The 15,132-nt window shown below is 56.4% G+C and carries 13 protein-coding genes; 4 read left to right on the top strand and 9 right to left on the bottom strand.

Annotated elements, in window-relative coordinates; translation table 11 throughout:
- Positions 1-30: 30 nt before the first annotated feature.
- The 3 genes from AB9L16_RS10505 to AB9L16_RS10495 form a co-directional block, all read right to left on the bottom strand.
- Positions 31-1,302 carry an OmpP1/FadL family transporter gene (locus AB9L16_RS10505; RefSeq protein WP_375123508.1) on the bottom strand — a complete coding sequence of 424 codons (1,272 nt, stop codon included), beginning with the start codon at positions 1,300-1,302 and terminating at the stop codon, positions 31-33.
- A gap of 168 nt (positions 1,303-1,470) precedes the next feature.
- A complete protein-coding gene (locus tag AB9L16_RS10500) occupies positions 1,471-2,097 on the bottom strand; it encodes a TetR/AcrR family transcriptional regulator (protein ID WP_375123507.1) in 627 nt (208 codons plus the stop codon).
- Positions 2,098-2,247: 150 nt separating this feature from the next.
- Positions 2,248-3,570, bottom strand: coding sequence for an APC family permease (locus AB9L16_RS10495; protein WP_375123506.1), 1,323 nt, complete (start codon positions 3,568-3,570; stop codon positions 2,248-2,250).
- A gap of 549 nt (positions 3,571-4,119) precedes the next feature.
- On the opposite strand from AB9L16_RS10495, the gene AB9L16_RS10490 reads away from it, so the two are divergent.
- A complete protein-coding gene (locus AB9L16_RS10490; protein WP_375123505.1) occupies positions 4,120-4,482 on the top strand; it encodes a DUF6124 family protein in 363 nt (120 codons plus the stop codon).
- A gap of 85 nt (positions 4,483-4,567) precedes the next feature.
- Here AB9L16_RS10490 and AB9L16_RS10485 read toward each other — a convergent pair whose 3' ends face one another.
- Genes AB9L16_RS10485 through AB9L16_RS10475 form a run of 3 tightly spaced genes read right to left on the bottom strand, consistent with a single transcriptional unit; the run spans position 4,568 to position 6,091 of the window.
- The gene (locus tag AB9L16_RS10485) at positions 4,568-4,651 is read right to left on the bottom strand and encodes a YHYH domain-containing protein (protein WP_375123762.1); all 84 of its coding nucleotides are present in this window, start codon (positions 4,649-4,651) and stop codon (positions 4,568-4,570) included.
- The gene (locus tag AB9L16_RS10480; protein WP_375123504.1) at positions 4,648-5,784 is read right to left on the bottom strand and encodes a nickel/cobalt efflux protein RcnA; all 1,137 of its coding nucleotides are present in this window, start codon (positions 5,782-5,784) and stop codon (positions 4,648-4,650) included. The genes AB9L16_RS10485 and AB9L16_RS10480 overlap by 4 nt, the downstream gene beginning before the upstream one ends.
- A 7-nt stretch (positions 5,785-5,791) precedes the next feature.
- Positions 5,792-6,091 carry a metal-sensing transcriptional repressor gene (locus tag AB9L16_RS10475; protein ID WP_016774379.1) on the bottom strand — a complete coding sequence of 100 codons (300 nt, stop codon included), beginning with the start codon at positions 6,089-6,091 and terminating at the stop codon, positions 5,792-5,794.
- A gap of 511 nt (positions 6,092-6,602) precedes the next feature.
- On the opposite strand from AB9L16_RS10475, the gene AB9L16_RS10470 reads away from it, so the two are divergent.
- Both AB9L16_RS10470 and AB9L16_RS10465 read left to right on the top strand, forming a co-directional pair.
- Positions 6,603-7,340, top strand: a complete 738-nt coding sequence (locus tag AB9L16_RS10470; protein ID WP_056785030.1) for a HupE/UreJ family protein — start codon at positions 6,603-6,605, stop codon at positions 7,338-7,340.
- Between the two features lie 12 nt (positions 7,341-7,352).
- Positions 7,353-8,018, top strand: a complete 666-nt coding sequence (locus AB9L16_RS10465) for a transmembrane anchor protein (protein ID WP_375123503.1) — start codon at positions 7,353-7,355, stop codon at positions 8,016-8,018.
- A gap of 70 nt (positions 8,019-8,088) precedes the next feature.
- On the opposite strand, the gene AB9L16_RS10460 is transcribed toward AB9L16_RS10465, so the two are convergent.
- Positions 8,089-8,982, bottom strand: coding sequence for an AraC family transcriptional regulator N-terminal domain-containing protein (locus AB9L16_RS10460; protein WP_375123502.1), 894 nt, complete (start codon positions 8,980-8,982; stop codon positions 8,089-8,091).
- Positions 8,983-9,254: 272 nt separating this feature from the next.
- On the opposite strand from AB9L16_RS10460, the gene AB9L16_RS10455 reads away from it, so the two are divergent.
- Positions 9,255-9,767, top strand: a complete 513-nt coding sequence (locus tag AB9L16_RS10455) for a nuclear transport factor 2 family protein (protein ID WP_375123501.1) — start codon at positions 9,255-9,257, stop codon at positions 9,765-9,767.
- Positions 9,768-10,122: 355 nt separating this feature from the next.
- Here AB9L16_RS10455 and AB9L16_RS10450 read toward each other — a convergent pair whose 3' ends face one another.
- Both AB9L16_RS10450 and AB9L16_RS10445 read right to left on the bottom strand, forming a co-directional pair.
- Positions 10,123-13,896 carry a hypothetical protein gene (locus AB9L16_RS10450; RefSeq protein WP_375123500.1) on the bottom strand — a complete coding sequence of 1,258 codons (3,774 nt, stop codon included), beginning with the start codon at positions 13,894-13,896 and terminating at the stop codon, positions 10,123-10,125.
- A 257-nt stretch (positions 13,897-14,153) separates the two neighbouring features.
- Positions 14,154-15,086, bottom strand: coding sequence for a LysR family transcriptional regulator (locus AB9L16_RS10445; protein WP_375123499.1), 933 nt, complete (start codon positions 15,084-15,086; stop codon positions 14,154-14,156).
- Positions 15,087-15,132: the final 46 nt, after the last annotated feature.

Raw genomic sequence — 15,132 nt, 5'->3', positions numbered from 1 at the left:
TAGATCGCCGACCCGATTTTCCGCGCTGAATCAGAAGCGGTAACTGACGGAAGTGCCGAGGCCGCTGGCGCTGTTCTTGTATTTCGCGCTGTACGAACCCTTGCCAGCCGAGGTGTCGTTGATCTCCACGCTCTCTTCCCAGAGATAGGAATAGGCGACGTCGATGGTGACATTTTCCGCAGGCGTCCAACCGGCGCCGACGCTGAACACCTTGCGATCGCCCGTTGGAATACGCGGCCCGCGATTGGTGTTGTTCGCCGGCGATTGATCAACCGAGAACCCGGTGCGCAGCACCCATTGGTTGTTCAACCGGTACGCCGCGCCGATGGCGTGAGCCCAGGTGTCATGCCAGTTCTGTTCTTCGCTGATCGTGCCCAACTGACCGGCGAGCAGTGGCGGCAATCCGCTGTTTTCGATGGTCAGCTCTTTAAAACGGCTCCAGCGCGTCCAGGTGCTGCCGGCATACAGCGTCCAGTTGTTGTTCAGTTGATGGGTGACCGAGAAGTCCACCGATTCCGGGGTGTCGACGTCCAGCGACGCGTCAAAGCTGCGGCCGCTGACGCCGAGCACGTTGAAGATGCCATCGCTGAGTTTACTTTTCGCGTCGAGGTGGTAACTGACTTTTGAGTGATAGGTCAGGCCCAGGCGGATCTGCTCGGTCGCCTGCACCATGACCCCGGCGTTGAAGCCCAGCGCGGTATCGTCGCCCGTGCTTTTGACTTTGCCGTCATTGCGCCCGGGGCTCAGCGGATTGGCGACCATCCCCGACAGCTCGCCGCTGATGCGGTTGATGGTCGGGCCGAAGCCGATCGACACCTTGTCATTGAAGGCATAACTGATGGTCGGCTGGAACGTCAGCGTGGTGACTTCGCTTTTGTTGGCGTAATAGCGGCCAGCGAAACCACTGCCGTAGTCGGTGATCAGGCCAAACGGCACGTAGAACCCCACGCCGAACGCCCACTGCTCGTCGATCGGTTTGACGTAATAACCCATCGGTACCGTGGTGGTCGGCACCATGTCGCCGTCTTCCTTGCCGCCGAACGTGCTGCGGGTCTGGCTGATATCGGACTTCGCAAACAGCGTCGCCTGCCCGACGCTGGCCTGCTCGCGCTTGAGCCGCGCCATGCCCGCCGGGTTGCCAAAAACGGTGCTGGCGTCTTCCGCCGAGGAAGAGCGACCGGCAAAGCCCGATCCCATGCCGCTGACGCTTTGCTCATTGAGCGCAAAACCACCCGCAAGAACATTCGACGAGGCAAGAACGACAGCCAGCCCCACCGGGCGCTTGAGCATTGTTTTTTTCATTGTGTGGACTCTATGGGTGACTCGGAATTGGATGAACTGCGGCGGCCATGTTATCCGAGTGACCATATCAGTCAACAGTCACGCTTTGGGCAATTATTCATCGTCCGCCCTGTACAGGCGAGGCGAGATCAGGGGGCGACTGATCCGAGTATTCGGATCAGCAGAGGGTCAAGGCATCAAGCTGCGCAAGATGAGGTTCGAAGTCAGCAAGGGCGCCACTTCGATGAAATCCAGATTGTGTTGCAGCATCAGTGGATTGACGAAGGGCCGCAACGCCAGGTGGATCGATTCGACCGTCTCGTCCAGCGGCGTCCTGCGCTCGAACTCACCGGCCTCGCGCCCTTCACGGACAATGTCGGTGATGAAACGCTTGATCTGCGCATCGTAACGCTGCGCACTCGGCCAGTTCTCACCCGCTGCAAACGCAGCAATGTCGTAGAGCTTGCGGTCGTTGAAAAACAGGTTCACGCCCGTGGCGATCACGGTTTTCACCAAACGGCGGAAACGCTCGGTAGGCGTCAGGTCTTCCTCGTTGATTGCCTGCTCGACCGCCGCAACGATTTGTCCCAGACAGTTAGCGCAGATGGCTTCGCCAATCGCCTGCTTGGAATCAAAGAATTTGTAGATGTACGCCTTGGAGAAACCGATGGCCTTGGCCAGATCGGACACCGTGGTCTTGGCGTAGCCGTACTGGCTGAAATGCTCGTTGGCAGCCGCGACAATCTGATCACGAATGTCGTGATCGACTGGCCCACGCGGGCCGGGGAAGGATGGGGAAACTGAGGACTGATTCATGTCGGCAGCTTACTCACCCGCCCGCCGACTGACAACGTGTGACTCATCCTGAAAAACACCACCCATCCACTGTGGGAGCGAGCCTGCTCGCAAATACGCCCGCCCAAACAACACAAATCTCCCGCCCATCACCTGCCAGGAAACGTGACGCTAACCAGCCTTACTGATCGCAGACAACTTGATACGAGAACAGCCGTGCAGCAACATCCCGACAATGATCAACGCCCCCGCGCGCAACCACGTTTCCCACCCCTGCTGACTGAGCAGCAACAGACACGAAACGATCGCAAGCACCGGAACGAAGGTCGGCACGCGAAAGTGATCCTCCTCTACCCTGTCCCGCCGAAGAACCAGCACCGCCACATTGGTACTCAGAAAAACGAACAGCAACAGCAAGACCACCGTCTCTGCCAGCGTTGCCAGCGTGCCTGTGAGTGTCAGGGCAATAGCGACCACGGTAGTTGCGACAATGGCAGCCCACGGAGTTTTTCGTTCAGGCAGCACCGCACCCAAAACACCCGGCAACAGCCCCAGGTTGGCCATGCCATAAGTCAATCGACTGGCCATGATCATGGTTAACAGCGCACCGTTGGCCACAGCGATCAGCGCAATAAAAGAGAACAGCGCCGGCGGGATTGCGAGGGTCGATGCGCGGACAACTTCGAGCAAAGGCGCCGACGTGGCGACCAGTTTCTCGGTAGGCAACACCGAAGAAGCCGCCACACCCACCGCCATGTAAACCACGCCAGCCGTAATCAAAGCCGCGAACAAGGCGCGCGGATAGACCTTGCGCACGTCCTTGATTTCCTCGGCCAGATTGGCCGAAGTTTCGAAACCGACGAAAGAATAGAACGCGAGCAACGCCGCCCCCAACACCGCCAGCATGGGACTGACGCCCGGTTTGAACGTGAGCGTCCGCCCCAGATCCGCCTCGCCTGTGCGGAAATACCAGACCGCAGCCACGATCACCAGAATCAGCCCGGACAGTTCAATCACGGTCATCACCAGATTCGCCCCAAGCGACTCCTTGATCCCCCGCGCATTGAGCAGGCCGATAGCCAGAAGAAACACCAGGGCTGCAATCTGCGGCGATACGTCGACGAAGGCGTTCAAGTAATCACCGGCAAACGCCAGCGACAAACCCGCTGCACTGGTGACCGCAGCCGCCAGCATGCAAAAACCGACCAGGAAGGAAATGAGCGGTGACTTGAAGGCCTTTTCCGCGAATACCGAAGCCGCGCCGGCGTGGGGATATTTGGTCACCAGTTCTGCGTAGGAACCCGCCGTCAACATGGCGAAGAACAATGCGATCAGCAGCGGCACCCAAATCGCGCCGCCCACCTCCCCCGCGATCGTTCCGGCGAGTGCGTAAACGCCCGCCCCCAGAACATCGCCGAGAATAAACAGAAACAGCATCGGGAAAGTGATAGCCCGGCGCAGAGAAGTTTTATCAGTGGGAGCCCTCACGGTCATTCCTTGATTCAGGTGGGTAGGAGCTGGAGGGTTGTCACCTCAAACAATGGAAATGGCGCCGAAAGCAAAGTTCAAAATGTGTGACCGCCCGACTGGCACGACGCTGTAAACGTTGCCAACTCGACACCTGTGGGAGCGAGCCTGCTCGCGAAGACCCCAGCCCGATCAACACGAAACCTCAGCCAAGACCAATTCCCTAAACACCCCGTTTAAAACCGACATCCAGACTGTTCCAGCAAGCTACAACGCCTTGCGCCATTGCCTACGACTACGCCAGAATCCGCCGGCTTGTGCGCCTCGGGCCGTGGTTCTATCGTTGGCCGGTCACTGAAAACAGTGATCGGGTTTGGTAGCCCGGGTATACGAGGTGCGCAATGACACCGTTTGGCGAAGTCGTCGCCTGGCTTCTATGGTGGCTATGCGCAGGGCGCTTTCGAGCGCGCCGGTTTTGCCTCGTGTCCCGGTCTACCAACCTGTGCATGGCCGCCACCCTTCGTTTGGTAGCGAACGGGTGATGGCTCCTTTTAAAGCGGCACGAGGAGAAAGATCATGTTCAAAGTCACGCCAAACCCGCCACAGTCAGACGCAACCTCTCCCTACGAATCCCTCGACTCAAAAAAACTCCACAAAGCCGCCGACCGCGCCCTCGACCACCACCTCAAACCCACCGACACCCTCAAAACCACGCCCTACCAGACCAGCAGCATGTTCCTCGCCAACCCGAAAATCGCCACCGAAGAATTGCTGGTCAACGCAAGCGAATCGCTAGGCTCTGCCTCGGTAATGCTGAGTGATGTGATCGGGATGGTTGAAGGATCTGCGCGCAAGACACTGCAAGGTATCGCGCAGGTCGTCATGCTCGGCGAGCTCGCGGTTAATCAGGCGTTGGATAACGTCGTGCCGGTGGAGTAATTCTGCGGATGCAGGCGTTCGCTAATTGCCTCGCCCTCATCGCGCGCTCCTCGATAGCCCAGCCTTGCGCTGGGCTTTTTGCTCGTCAGTGGCAGTGGTAGTAGTTGGTTTTATGGTTGCGATGGCAACCCTTTGCATCAATGCCACCGCTGTGCGCAAAGGGTCTTATGCGCTCAGGCCAATCCAGCCATGGAAGCCGACATACAGGCCAACGCCAATGATCAGCACGCTGGACAGATAAGGAGCGCGGCGCGCCACGGTTCCCAGCCACGGCCAGCGATTGGAAGCCTGTCTGGCGCCAATGGCTGCTGCGGCACCGACGGTGACCAAAGTCAGCGCCAGGCCGATGCTGAAACACAGAACGAGCATGCCGCCGAGCGCGACCTCTTTGACTTGCAGGCACAGCAACAGGACAGTGATGGCAGCCGGACAGGGAATCAGGCCGCCAGTCAGCCCGAACATGACGATCTGACCCGTGGTCACTTCGCGGTTGGTGAAGCGCTTACGGATGTCGTTGGCATGAGCACGTTCGTGCGCATCCTGATAGCCATCAATCGACAGCTCCAGACCTTCGAGTTCGGAATGCGCATGCCCGTGATCATGCTCCTGGAACGTCAGGTCGTAATCATGCGAATGCCCCGCGTGTCCAAGGCTCAAGCGGGCGCTGAACTCGTGCGGTTCCGGAATATCCACCGTCGACTGCAGAAAGCCTTCGCGCTCGACGAACGCGAACGATTGGCTGCTGCCGTCGGGACGCGTCGTGGTCAGGCGAACATCCGAGGCTGTCCAGGCGTGTCCGCTCAAGATCTTCAGGCGCCAGTGCGGTGGCATGCCTTCCTCGAAGATCGACAGTTCAACACGGCCATGGCCGGTATCTATTCGGTGCGTTTCATCATGATGACCATGGTCGTGTTCGCCGTGATGGTGATCATCGCTTTGCTCGAACTTGAACATCTGCTCACCGCGCCAGGTACGCCACAGCATCCACAGGGCAATCATGATGATCAGTGCAGCAGACGCAAGCTGGAAGTACGGCTCAGTGGTTTGAGCATCCAGGCCTTTGCCCAGGTACATGCCGCCGATGGCGACCAGCCACACCACGGCGGTGTGCGAAAGCGTTGCGGCCAACCCCAACAAAACAGCCTGTTTGACCGAGCCACGGATGGCCACGATGAAGGCCGCCATCATGGTTTTCGAATGACCTGGCTCCAGGCCATGCAAGGCACCGAGCAGAATCGCGCTCGGGAAATACAGCCAGGCGTGAGCCCCGCCTTGCTGCAACAGTTCAGCGAAATCGGGCATGTCAGACCTAAAGGTACTTGGTGATTTGTTTGAAGGCTTCCAGCGGTGCGCGCTCGCCATTGCCTAGCGCCGAAACGGTATCTTCGAGGCAGTGGTCGATGTGATCCTGGATGAGCGTGCGTTTGGCCTGGCAGATCGCTTTCTCTACCGCATGAAGCTGCTGGGCGATATCCACGCACTGACGCCCTTCTTCGATCATGGTGATGATGCCGCGCAAATGCCCGTCCGCCCGCTTGAGGCGTTTGATGATCGCCTCATGGCTTTGGTGGGTGTGGGGATGGCTGTGGTCGTGTTCGTGTTCACTCATGAGTTGAGTCTCAGGGCTCGATGAATCGCTGGCATCCTATCCCCCCAGGGGGGATTAGGCAAATCGCTTGAACGCCCTGTCAACGAGTTGAAACCTTTAACGCCATGTTCAGCAAAACACTGACAACGACGGTAGTAATCGCGCTTGCTCTCGCCATGTTCATGGCCTGGGTCGGGCATACCTATTCGTTGTCAGTCACCTCGGGGCAGCCAGCCTGGGAGATCGCTCAGGACGTCCATCATTCTCACGGCGAAGAGTCGTCATCCAGCCACTCAAGCTTTTCAGAACACTATCACTCGCCATTGACCCCTGATCATCAGCACGAAACGCCGCAACTCACAGCCGCGTTGATGTTGGCGACATCGCCGATGCCATCGATCCGGGTCGATGCACTTCGACACTCGGTTCCTCTGCCGCCGATATTTTTGATCGAGCGTCCACCTCGCCCTTCGTTCGCATCCTGACCACGGCCGCAATGCGGCCCACGATCATTGCAACGTAGGATTGCCCCATGCATTCGCACTCGATGAGCGGCACAGGCGTATTTACTGCGCCTTCGCACCGCCCGCTACTGCTGTTGTTTTTACTTGTCGCTGCACTTTTCCTCGGAACACCCGAGGCGATGGCTCACGCTGTTGCGGAAGGCGACAAAGGTTTCATCCAGGAAAGCTCAGGCGTCATGTTGCTGCCCTTCATCTATATGGGCGCCAAGCACATGATGACCGGCTACGACCACCTGCTGTTTCTGTTCGGGGTGATCTTCTTCCTCTACCGCCTGAAGGATGTTGGCCTTTACGTCACGCTGTTCGCCGTAGGCCACTCGGTCACGCTGCTGCTTGGCGTGCTGGCCGAGATCAGCATCAGCTCCTACATCATCGACGCCATTATCGGCTTTTCGGTGGTGTACAAAGCCCTCGATAACCTCGGCGCATTCCAGCGCTGGTTCGGTTACCAACCCAATACCAAAGTGGCCACGCTGATCTTCGGCTTGCTCCACGGTTTTGGTTTGGCGACCAAGATTCAGGAATACGAGATCTCACCAGACGGCCTGATTCCGAACCTGATCGCCTTCAACGTTGGTGTCGAGATCGGCCAATTGCTGGCCCTCAGCGCGATTCTCATTTTGATGGGGTATTGGCGGCGCACCGGCAGTTTCTGGCGCCACGCGTATACCGCCAACGTCGCCATGATGAGTGCCGGTTTCCTCTTGATGGGTTACCAGATCACCGGCCTGTTTGTCTCCGCCTAAGGAATTCCGACGATGTTCAATACTCCGCTTCCAACTGTTAATGAACTGCCCAGCACCCGCAAACTGCTGCGCTCGACCGTCATCGCGATACTGGTCGCTACCGGCCTTTTGGTGACCGTTGTCATGCCTTCCGAATACGCGATCGATCCGACAGGCGTGGGCCGAACACTGGGGCTTACCCAGATGGGCGAGCTGAAAATCATCCTTGCTCAAGAAGCATTGGCGGAAGCCGCGCCGCCTCAAGCAGCCGCTCCAGCTACGACTCCAACTTCTGCTCCAGTTCCTGCGCAGCAAGTTGCACAAGTCCAAGCCATTGAGAAGCCTGTTACCAAGCCAGTAACCGCACCCGCCCCGGCGCTGAAAACCAATCAGATGAGCGTAACGCTCAAACCTGGCGAAGCTACGGAAATCAAACTGGAAATGCTGAAGGGCAAGACTGTCAGTTACGAATGGACGGCCACGGGCGGGCTCGTGAACTACGACACGCACGGCGAGCCCTACAACGGCGAAAAGGGTTACTTCCACAGCTACAACAAGGGCAAGCAGGTCAAAAGCAATAAAGGCGAATTCACCGCGTTATTCGACGGCACCCATGGCTGGTTCTGGCGTAACCGCAGCAACAAGGACGTGACCATCTCGCTGAATACGACCGGCGATTACCTGAGCGTCAAACAGTAGTCCGGAACACATTGAAAACGAGGCCGCAAATGCGGCCTCGTTTTTTTCTGCGCGACGAAAAGCGCTGGATTCAAATCCCGCAAATGTCCGTGCGCAGCCGCCAGGCGTCTTTCGCTGGTGGCATGCCGAACAGTCGGGCGTAGTCCCGACTGAACTGCGAGGGACTTTCATAACCGACTGCATATCCCGCCTCTGCGGCGTCGACCGCTTCGGTGACCATCAGCCGGCGTGCTTTCTGTAGACGCAACTGGTTGCGAAACTCCAGCGGGCTCATCGAGGTGATCGCCTTGAAATGCGTGTGAAACGAAGAACGGCTCATGCCGGCGATTTCGACGAGTTCATCTATTCGACACGCTTCGTTGTAGTGGCTGCGCAGCCAGGCAATAGCCTTGGCGATCTGGTTCAAGCGGCTGTCTGCTTGTGCCATCTGCCTGATGATGCTGTTGCCGTTTTCGGTGAGAAGGCGATAAAGCATTTCGCGAATCACCAGCGGAGCGAGCGCTTCGATATCCCGTGGCCTGTCGAGCAGCCCGGCTAACCGAACCGCTGCATCCAGCAGTTCTGGAGTCGTATCGTTGAGCGTAATGCCTGCTGGCGGTGCACTGACGCTCTCTTCTCTAAGCGGATGGCGCAGCGCAAGTTCACTCAACACAGCGGTATCGAGATCCAGCGCCAGGCACAGATAGGGAACAGCCTCACTCGCCTCGATGACCGAGCCCATCACCGGAAGGTCTACCGATGCAATCAGGTACTTGGCCGGATCGTAAACATAGACGGTAGTACCCAGCATCGCTTGTTTACGTCCCTGAGCGACAAGGCAGAGTGTCGGCTCGTACACCACCGGCATAGGCATCGTGGGCGTAGCCGAACGAATCAGGCTGACACCCGGAATCGCGGTGCTGTGAATGCCGTCATTCTGGGCGTGACGACCAACGATATCGACAAGCTTGGAAAGGGAATTCAAACACAACTCCATCACGTGGGGATGCGGCGGTTAAACATCTGGTATCGGATGATCAAGTAAGAAATCAGGACGATCCTGCAACAGCCCTCCTCCGCTCGTAAGTCACACTTCAGATGAGGCCCAGAGATACTGCCGTCCACACCCGCGCCGATTCTTTGCCAATGCCCCATATAGAACAACGGCGTCGGGGAACGCAACTAGCGGCTTACATATAACAACAACGGCCCAGCCAACTCGACGGGGCTCATCCGACAGATTAAGGAGCACAGGAAATGACGCTTGTTCAACGCCTCTCTACAGCGCTAGCACTGGTCTTCACCACACTCATTGCAGGGCCGGCGCCCGCCGTGGCCAGCGAACCGACTACGGAACGCAACCGCCAATTCATTGCGCAAGCGTTCAACCAGTGGGCTCAAGGCGGCCGGACGTTCTTCACAGATGTCCTGGCTCCCGATGTGATCTGGACAATCAAGGGGACGAGCCCGTCGGCGGGTACTTATCGCGGCCGAGATGACTTCCTGAAACGCGCAGTCCAACCCTTCGCAAAACGGCTCGCCTCGCCCGTTCGCCCGACGGTGACGGATATCTGGGCTGAAGGCGATGACGTCGTTGTGCACTGGGACGGCACCGCCACCGCAGCCGACGGCGCGCCTTATCGCAACAGCTACGTATGGATCATGCGCATGCAAAATCTGCAGGCAGTTGAGGTCACTGCCTTTCTCGATCTGGTGCCTTATGACGACGTTATCAGGCGAATTCCGCTTGAAGCTGGCGATGTTGAATAGATAAGCCCGCCACAATCGGCTGAAGGTTCTGCTTGTAGGAAGCTGCGAGATATTACGCAGGTGGACATGTCAGCGAATGTCTGCTTTCGGCCAGAAGCAGTCATTCGTCAGTGCCCACATTTGCCGGCCAGCCTAGTAGCAAAATAGCTCTATTAAGTTGCAGACCGATTACGGTCAGCTAGCCGTGTGTTTCTTGCAAACGCCAGCGGCCGGCCAGAACGCACAGTCGTTAGCGGGCGAGCATTAATTGAGGATAAACCCAAAATTTTTGCCGCTGCTGCATGAATTTCACAGTGTCACCAGCTTGCCTCATCTATGCGGGCGCCACTTTATGCATTCTTAAATTATTATTGTATTAGAAGCCTTCTTTTCTTAGATTGGCCTCAACGTCTTCGCGTTTTCCATGGCGCTCGTAGCCTTGAGCAAGTTGATCCAGCATGGCTGCAACATTTGGATGGGAGTGCTGCACCCGCTCTGCCTGGTTTCTGTAATGTGCTGCCAGATCACGCTCTTGGTCGCCGCCATCCCAAGGAGACCGGCTAGTGACCCCACGCTTATTAATGGTTCCAGTGATGAAGCCGGTACGCATATGTTCTAATTCAGGAGACTCTAAAATCTCCCTAGCCGGCGTGAATGGCCATGTACCATCCTCATCTGCTGGGGAATGGGAGAGAATTTGTCCTAAAGTCTGATCACACATTGTTGGCCGATCTGCATCACTACATAACTCACGTGTTTCCTGAATAAAGTGAATAAATTTATCTGCATCAATACCCCCATCTGATTGAGTGCCAGGTAGTCGCTTGCAGTGATGTAAGACATCCCAAGCCCTCCCGGCAGTTGCCCGACTGGCCTCAGTCACCTCCTGCCTTTCCCCATGTTCCGGCTTGTAGATCGCACAAATTAACTCCTTGAAGAGTTCTGGCTCTGATGTGATAGCTTCATACAGCGCACTAGCATTGTCTCCTAGCCCATGCTGAAGAAATGGAAATAGCCCAAATTCAAGTTGAGCCAGAGCTAACCGCTCAAATTCACCAGAGCTCTCTAGCCGCTCCAGCATTTTCTCTAGATGCCAAGACTGAATTTTCGGCCCATCTATCTCTCGACAGCTGAGTAACTGTTGAAGAGCTAAATAAATCTTACCAGGAGCAGTTTCTTGAAGTTTGAATTGGCAGCAATAAAGAGCACTCATTGGGCGCTTAGCCTTCAAGAGCTGCTCTAACACAAAGTCTAAATCCTCATCATTTGTTTGATGGTATGGTTGAACCCTGTGCCAATACTCGGCATTGACCTCATGATCACAGGACTCAACCAACTGCCAGGTTTCTCGGTTTGGGATAGCCAGAGTTAAGAAACTGGCGAGCCTCACAGATGGCCATCCACGTTGTTTGCCTAACTCAACTACTTTTTTAAGTAGCGCATCAGGTGCTGGTGACGCAGCCGTACGTAGAAAGCCTGCTATACACGCACTCATGTGCGTGCCGTTATCAAAGCTCTCAAGCTTTTCCTGAATCCATTCCATCCAGTAGCTCTCACCCCAGGGAACCCCTGCCAATGTGGCTCCGACGATGCTGGGTTCGGTGCATACTTCAATAAGGCATTCTATTCCTGTGATTCTTTCAGCCTGATATATCGCCGATAACGAGGAGGCTCTGAGCTCGGAAACAATTTTGGCTTTGTCATTGAGATCTTTTTTTTCATCCTCCGTAGGAAGCTCCAGCCAATGGCTATCGAACAACCAATGGTCTCGCATGACCAAGTTGAGGGGGGCCAATCGTTCATAGCATGTCTCCACCGACTGGAGCCACTCGTTAAGCTCCGTGACGGATGCCTCATCGTAATTACGGTGCCAATTAATAATTGCCCTCAGAGCTGAACGTATAATTTCCCGATCCGCATCCCTATCTGTCGCTTGGATGAAGGGTTCAATCACTTCCAATAATCTGGGCAAATCCTCTCGATCCCTGAAGCCGGTCTTTTGCAATAGCGAGACAATTCTAGGTGCATTCCCATCGCTGAGTTGAAGTAGCTTTTCATGGACGAAATCAAGCATTTCATACATTTCAGCATGGGTAACACCACGGCCTGCACCTGCGTCGTCTTCACGCCATTTGGGCCTGTGAATATGGTCGGCAGTTTGGTGACCACGCTCCGCGATACCCACCAAAAGACGAAAGGCAGCCTCGGGATCCCTTTCGATTAACAGACTGAGTACTTTGATCCGCTCCGGTAAGCTGGCAGCAGTTTGCGGAAACCACGAGCGGAAAAAGTTTAGAAGGCTCCGACTCGGTTTGTTGCCCCAATTTCCCTTCATAGGTACATGGCTTAACTCGGCGAGAATTAGCGTCACTGGGGCCAAGCGACGCGGAGCCCAGGCAAGAGTTTCCAATGCCCAAAGCAAACCTGCGTGCCAGCAGCGGCCTCCAAGTATAGAGTCACTAGTTTCGGTAAAAAGCCTCGTTATTGGAGCATCCGCCATGCGTAAGCCGTTCTGAACAGCACGAAGAAATCTATCCGGCGCTGCTTCTGCCAAGTTTGGTAGATAGGAGGATAAAGACAGCCAGCGCCCTCCATCAGCACCGTCAAGCAGCTCGCCAACTAACCCCGCCACTCTCTCTTCGATGTCCAGTGCCTGTAGGCCAACTTGATCTGGGGCACGCACTGCCAGCTTTATGAGCGAATCGCAAATCGATTCAAATAGTAAGTCTGAATACGGATGCACTTTTCCATGAAGCTGGGCCATCCAGCGCTCGTTATCCGGCAGTTCCAACTGGGGGTCAGGTGCCGATAACATTTTCTGAGCAAGGGCAAAGAAACGGTCCAGTTGGCTACTAGTAATTCGGTCTGCACATTGACTGAGCAGCTCCAAAGGCGATTTGGCTTTCCAGACTGCGCCTATCTTCAGCAGTGGAGCATCGTCAAGTCGTACAAGTTTCCGCAAATCTTGCTCAATCGTTTCATAGGAGCGGCCCGACAGTTCTTCAACTGCTTGTCGATCCGCTGCTTTGTCTGAATGCCAAGCTCCAAGTAGGCAAAGCAGAGGGAGACTTGCTGCTTGCGGTGCTTCTAGCCAGGCAGGGCATTGAATTGCCGGGTTAGTCGCTCTTTGTCGGCGAAATACAGTCCATGAGCGGCCAGTGGATAATGCATAGCGCTTGGCATCAGACTCTTCCATTCCTGTAGCAATCAGAGCTTTCTCGAACTCGTATATGTTCGGCCGCTCCAAGATCAGCTCATTACCATTTGGCCTGCCGGCCAAATCGCCTGTGGCGTGAGGGATGATCACTCGCAAGTCTTCACGTAAAACTAGATTGCTTGCTGTTTCAGTGCGAGCCGCGATTGCAACCCGCAATTGAGGGTTTGCTTCCACATACCGCCAACCATGAGGTTCTGTCACCACAAGGGCATGATGTTGAAGGTCGCCCGATGCCATCACCACCGCAACTGTGAATGCTACGGCTTCTTCCACACTGTCGGCACGTATCACAAGAGGCTGTATAGGAGTAGTGCTCGCCTGAAGCTTTTCATCCAAAGCGTCGAACATCGATGCCCGATCCTGGAATAGTGCTTCGGGAGTGATGGCCGGGCTACATTGTCGCGCCCACGTATCCCAGTAGCGGGAAAGGCTGACTACACCCCCGCCACTCAAACCCAACGCTTCGGCGAACTGCAAAGCGACTGCCGGGCTTTGCTCCAACCATTGCTCCAGATCGTCCGCATCGTAGACCCGCACATCAGCCCATTCCCCCTGGCGGGTCTGCTCCTCAATCCATTCAGACTTTTTTGTCCAGCGGCGAGGGGTAACAAATACATACGTGCAGTTCGATCGCTCTTCCTTGCTTGTCGTTTCTGTGCGCTTCCGATAATCGCGGTTAGCTTTGCCGGGCACATCTTGATCACAGCCAACTTCCCAGCAAGACGCACCAGCTGGAACCCAGGCATTACCAAGGTCACTGAACAGAACGCCGTCCCAACCTGGAACATAGGTTGAATCACCCGCTGGAAATGAAAGCTGGCGCGTTGCTCCGGGTTCAAAGCAAAGGCGCCTGACCCAGCGCGGCAAATCGGTTTGCGCTTCCTTGGCATGCGTATTGGCCCAATTGACGATGTGGGAGGCTGTGATTCGCATAATCCATTCCAGATAAAAGGGGCGTCAGTGCAACCCCAAGCTTACCCCTCCGCCAGCTCATCTTGGAACACCATTGGTGTTCTTGCGGTTCAGTGTTCCTGTATTTTTTCGTTGGTGCTCCATGGCTGAAAGCCTCAGTCTCCTTAGCTTTCACCGACCCTGACCGCTTTGAATCGAAGTGTCTACGGTGAACGGCCGCTATTGGCCGATTGCTGCCCGTCGCCATGCGCGCCCTGCTGGCAGACCATGCATTAGCCTCACGAAACAGCGCCGAATACACCTGAACTCTCCGCAATCTCCCCCTCAGCCCGCAAAAAATCCACAAACGCCCTCAGCGGCGAAGGCATGTGACGGCGGCCGTGGTAGTAAAGAAACGGGCCGTCGAAGGCTTGCCACCAGTCCTCGAGAATCGGCACCAGTCGACCATCGGAGAGTGGCTCGCGCAGGAAGTCCTCGAAGGTATAGACGATGCCCAGCCCGTTGATGGCAGAGCGAATTTTCAGATCGTGCGACGACGTCAGCAGTTGCCCCTGAGGCGGGATACGTACGATACGGCCGTCTCGATGGAACTCGAATACGCCGACTTTCCCACTCTCGAACCGATGGCCAAGCAGGTCATGGCTCGGCAGTTCTTCGGGGTGAGTGGGTGTCCCACGTTCAGCCAGATAGCCCGGGGCGGCGGCTGCAACGAAGCGTTGGCGACGCGGGCCGATGGGCACGGCGATCATGTCCTTGGCCAGGCTCTCTTCATAGCGCACGCCGGCGTCATACCCGCCAGCGTTGACGTCGACAAAGGTGTTGTCCATGACGACTTCGACACTGACCCCTGGATAAAGGCGCAGAAAACGCGCCAGCAGGTCGGGCAACAGAAAGCGTGCCACCGGCACTGGCACATTGAGTTTGAGCGTGCCGACCGGGCGCTGAGCGTCGTCGTCCAGATCGTTGAAAGCGGCGTCGATTTCTTGCAAGGCCGGGCGCAGGCGCTCGAGCAGTCGCTCGCCGGCGGCCGTCGGCGTGACGCTGCGCGTGGTTCGATTGAGCAGGCGCACGCCCAGGTCGCTTTCCAGCCGACGCATGCAGTCGCTCAACGACGAGGCGGACAGCCCGCGCTTTTGCGCGGCAGCACGAAATCCTCCGGCCTCGACCACCGCAGCAAATATCGACACATCGGTAAGGTTTGGTTTACGCATGGACGCTTCCTCCGCAAGCGGCTGACTGTACGCCATACCGTACGGG

Source organism: Pseudomonas sp. LW8 (assembly GCF_041956865.1).
Lineage (GTDB): Bacteria > Pseudomonadota > Gammaproteobacteria > Pseudomonadales > Pseudomonadaceae > Aquipseudomonas > Aquipseudomonas siliginis.
Note: the sequence above shows the minus strand (reverse complement) of the source record. Positions and strands in the feature narration are given on the sequence as shown.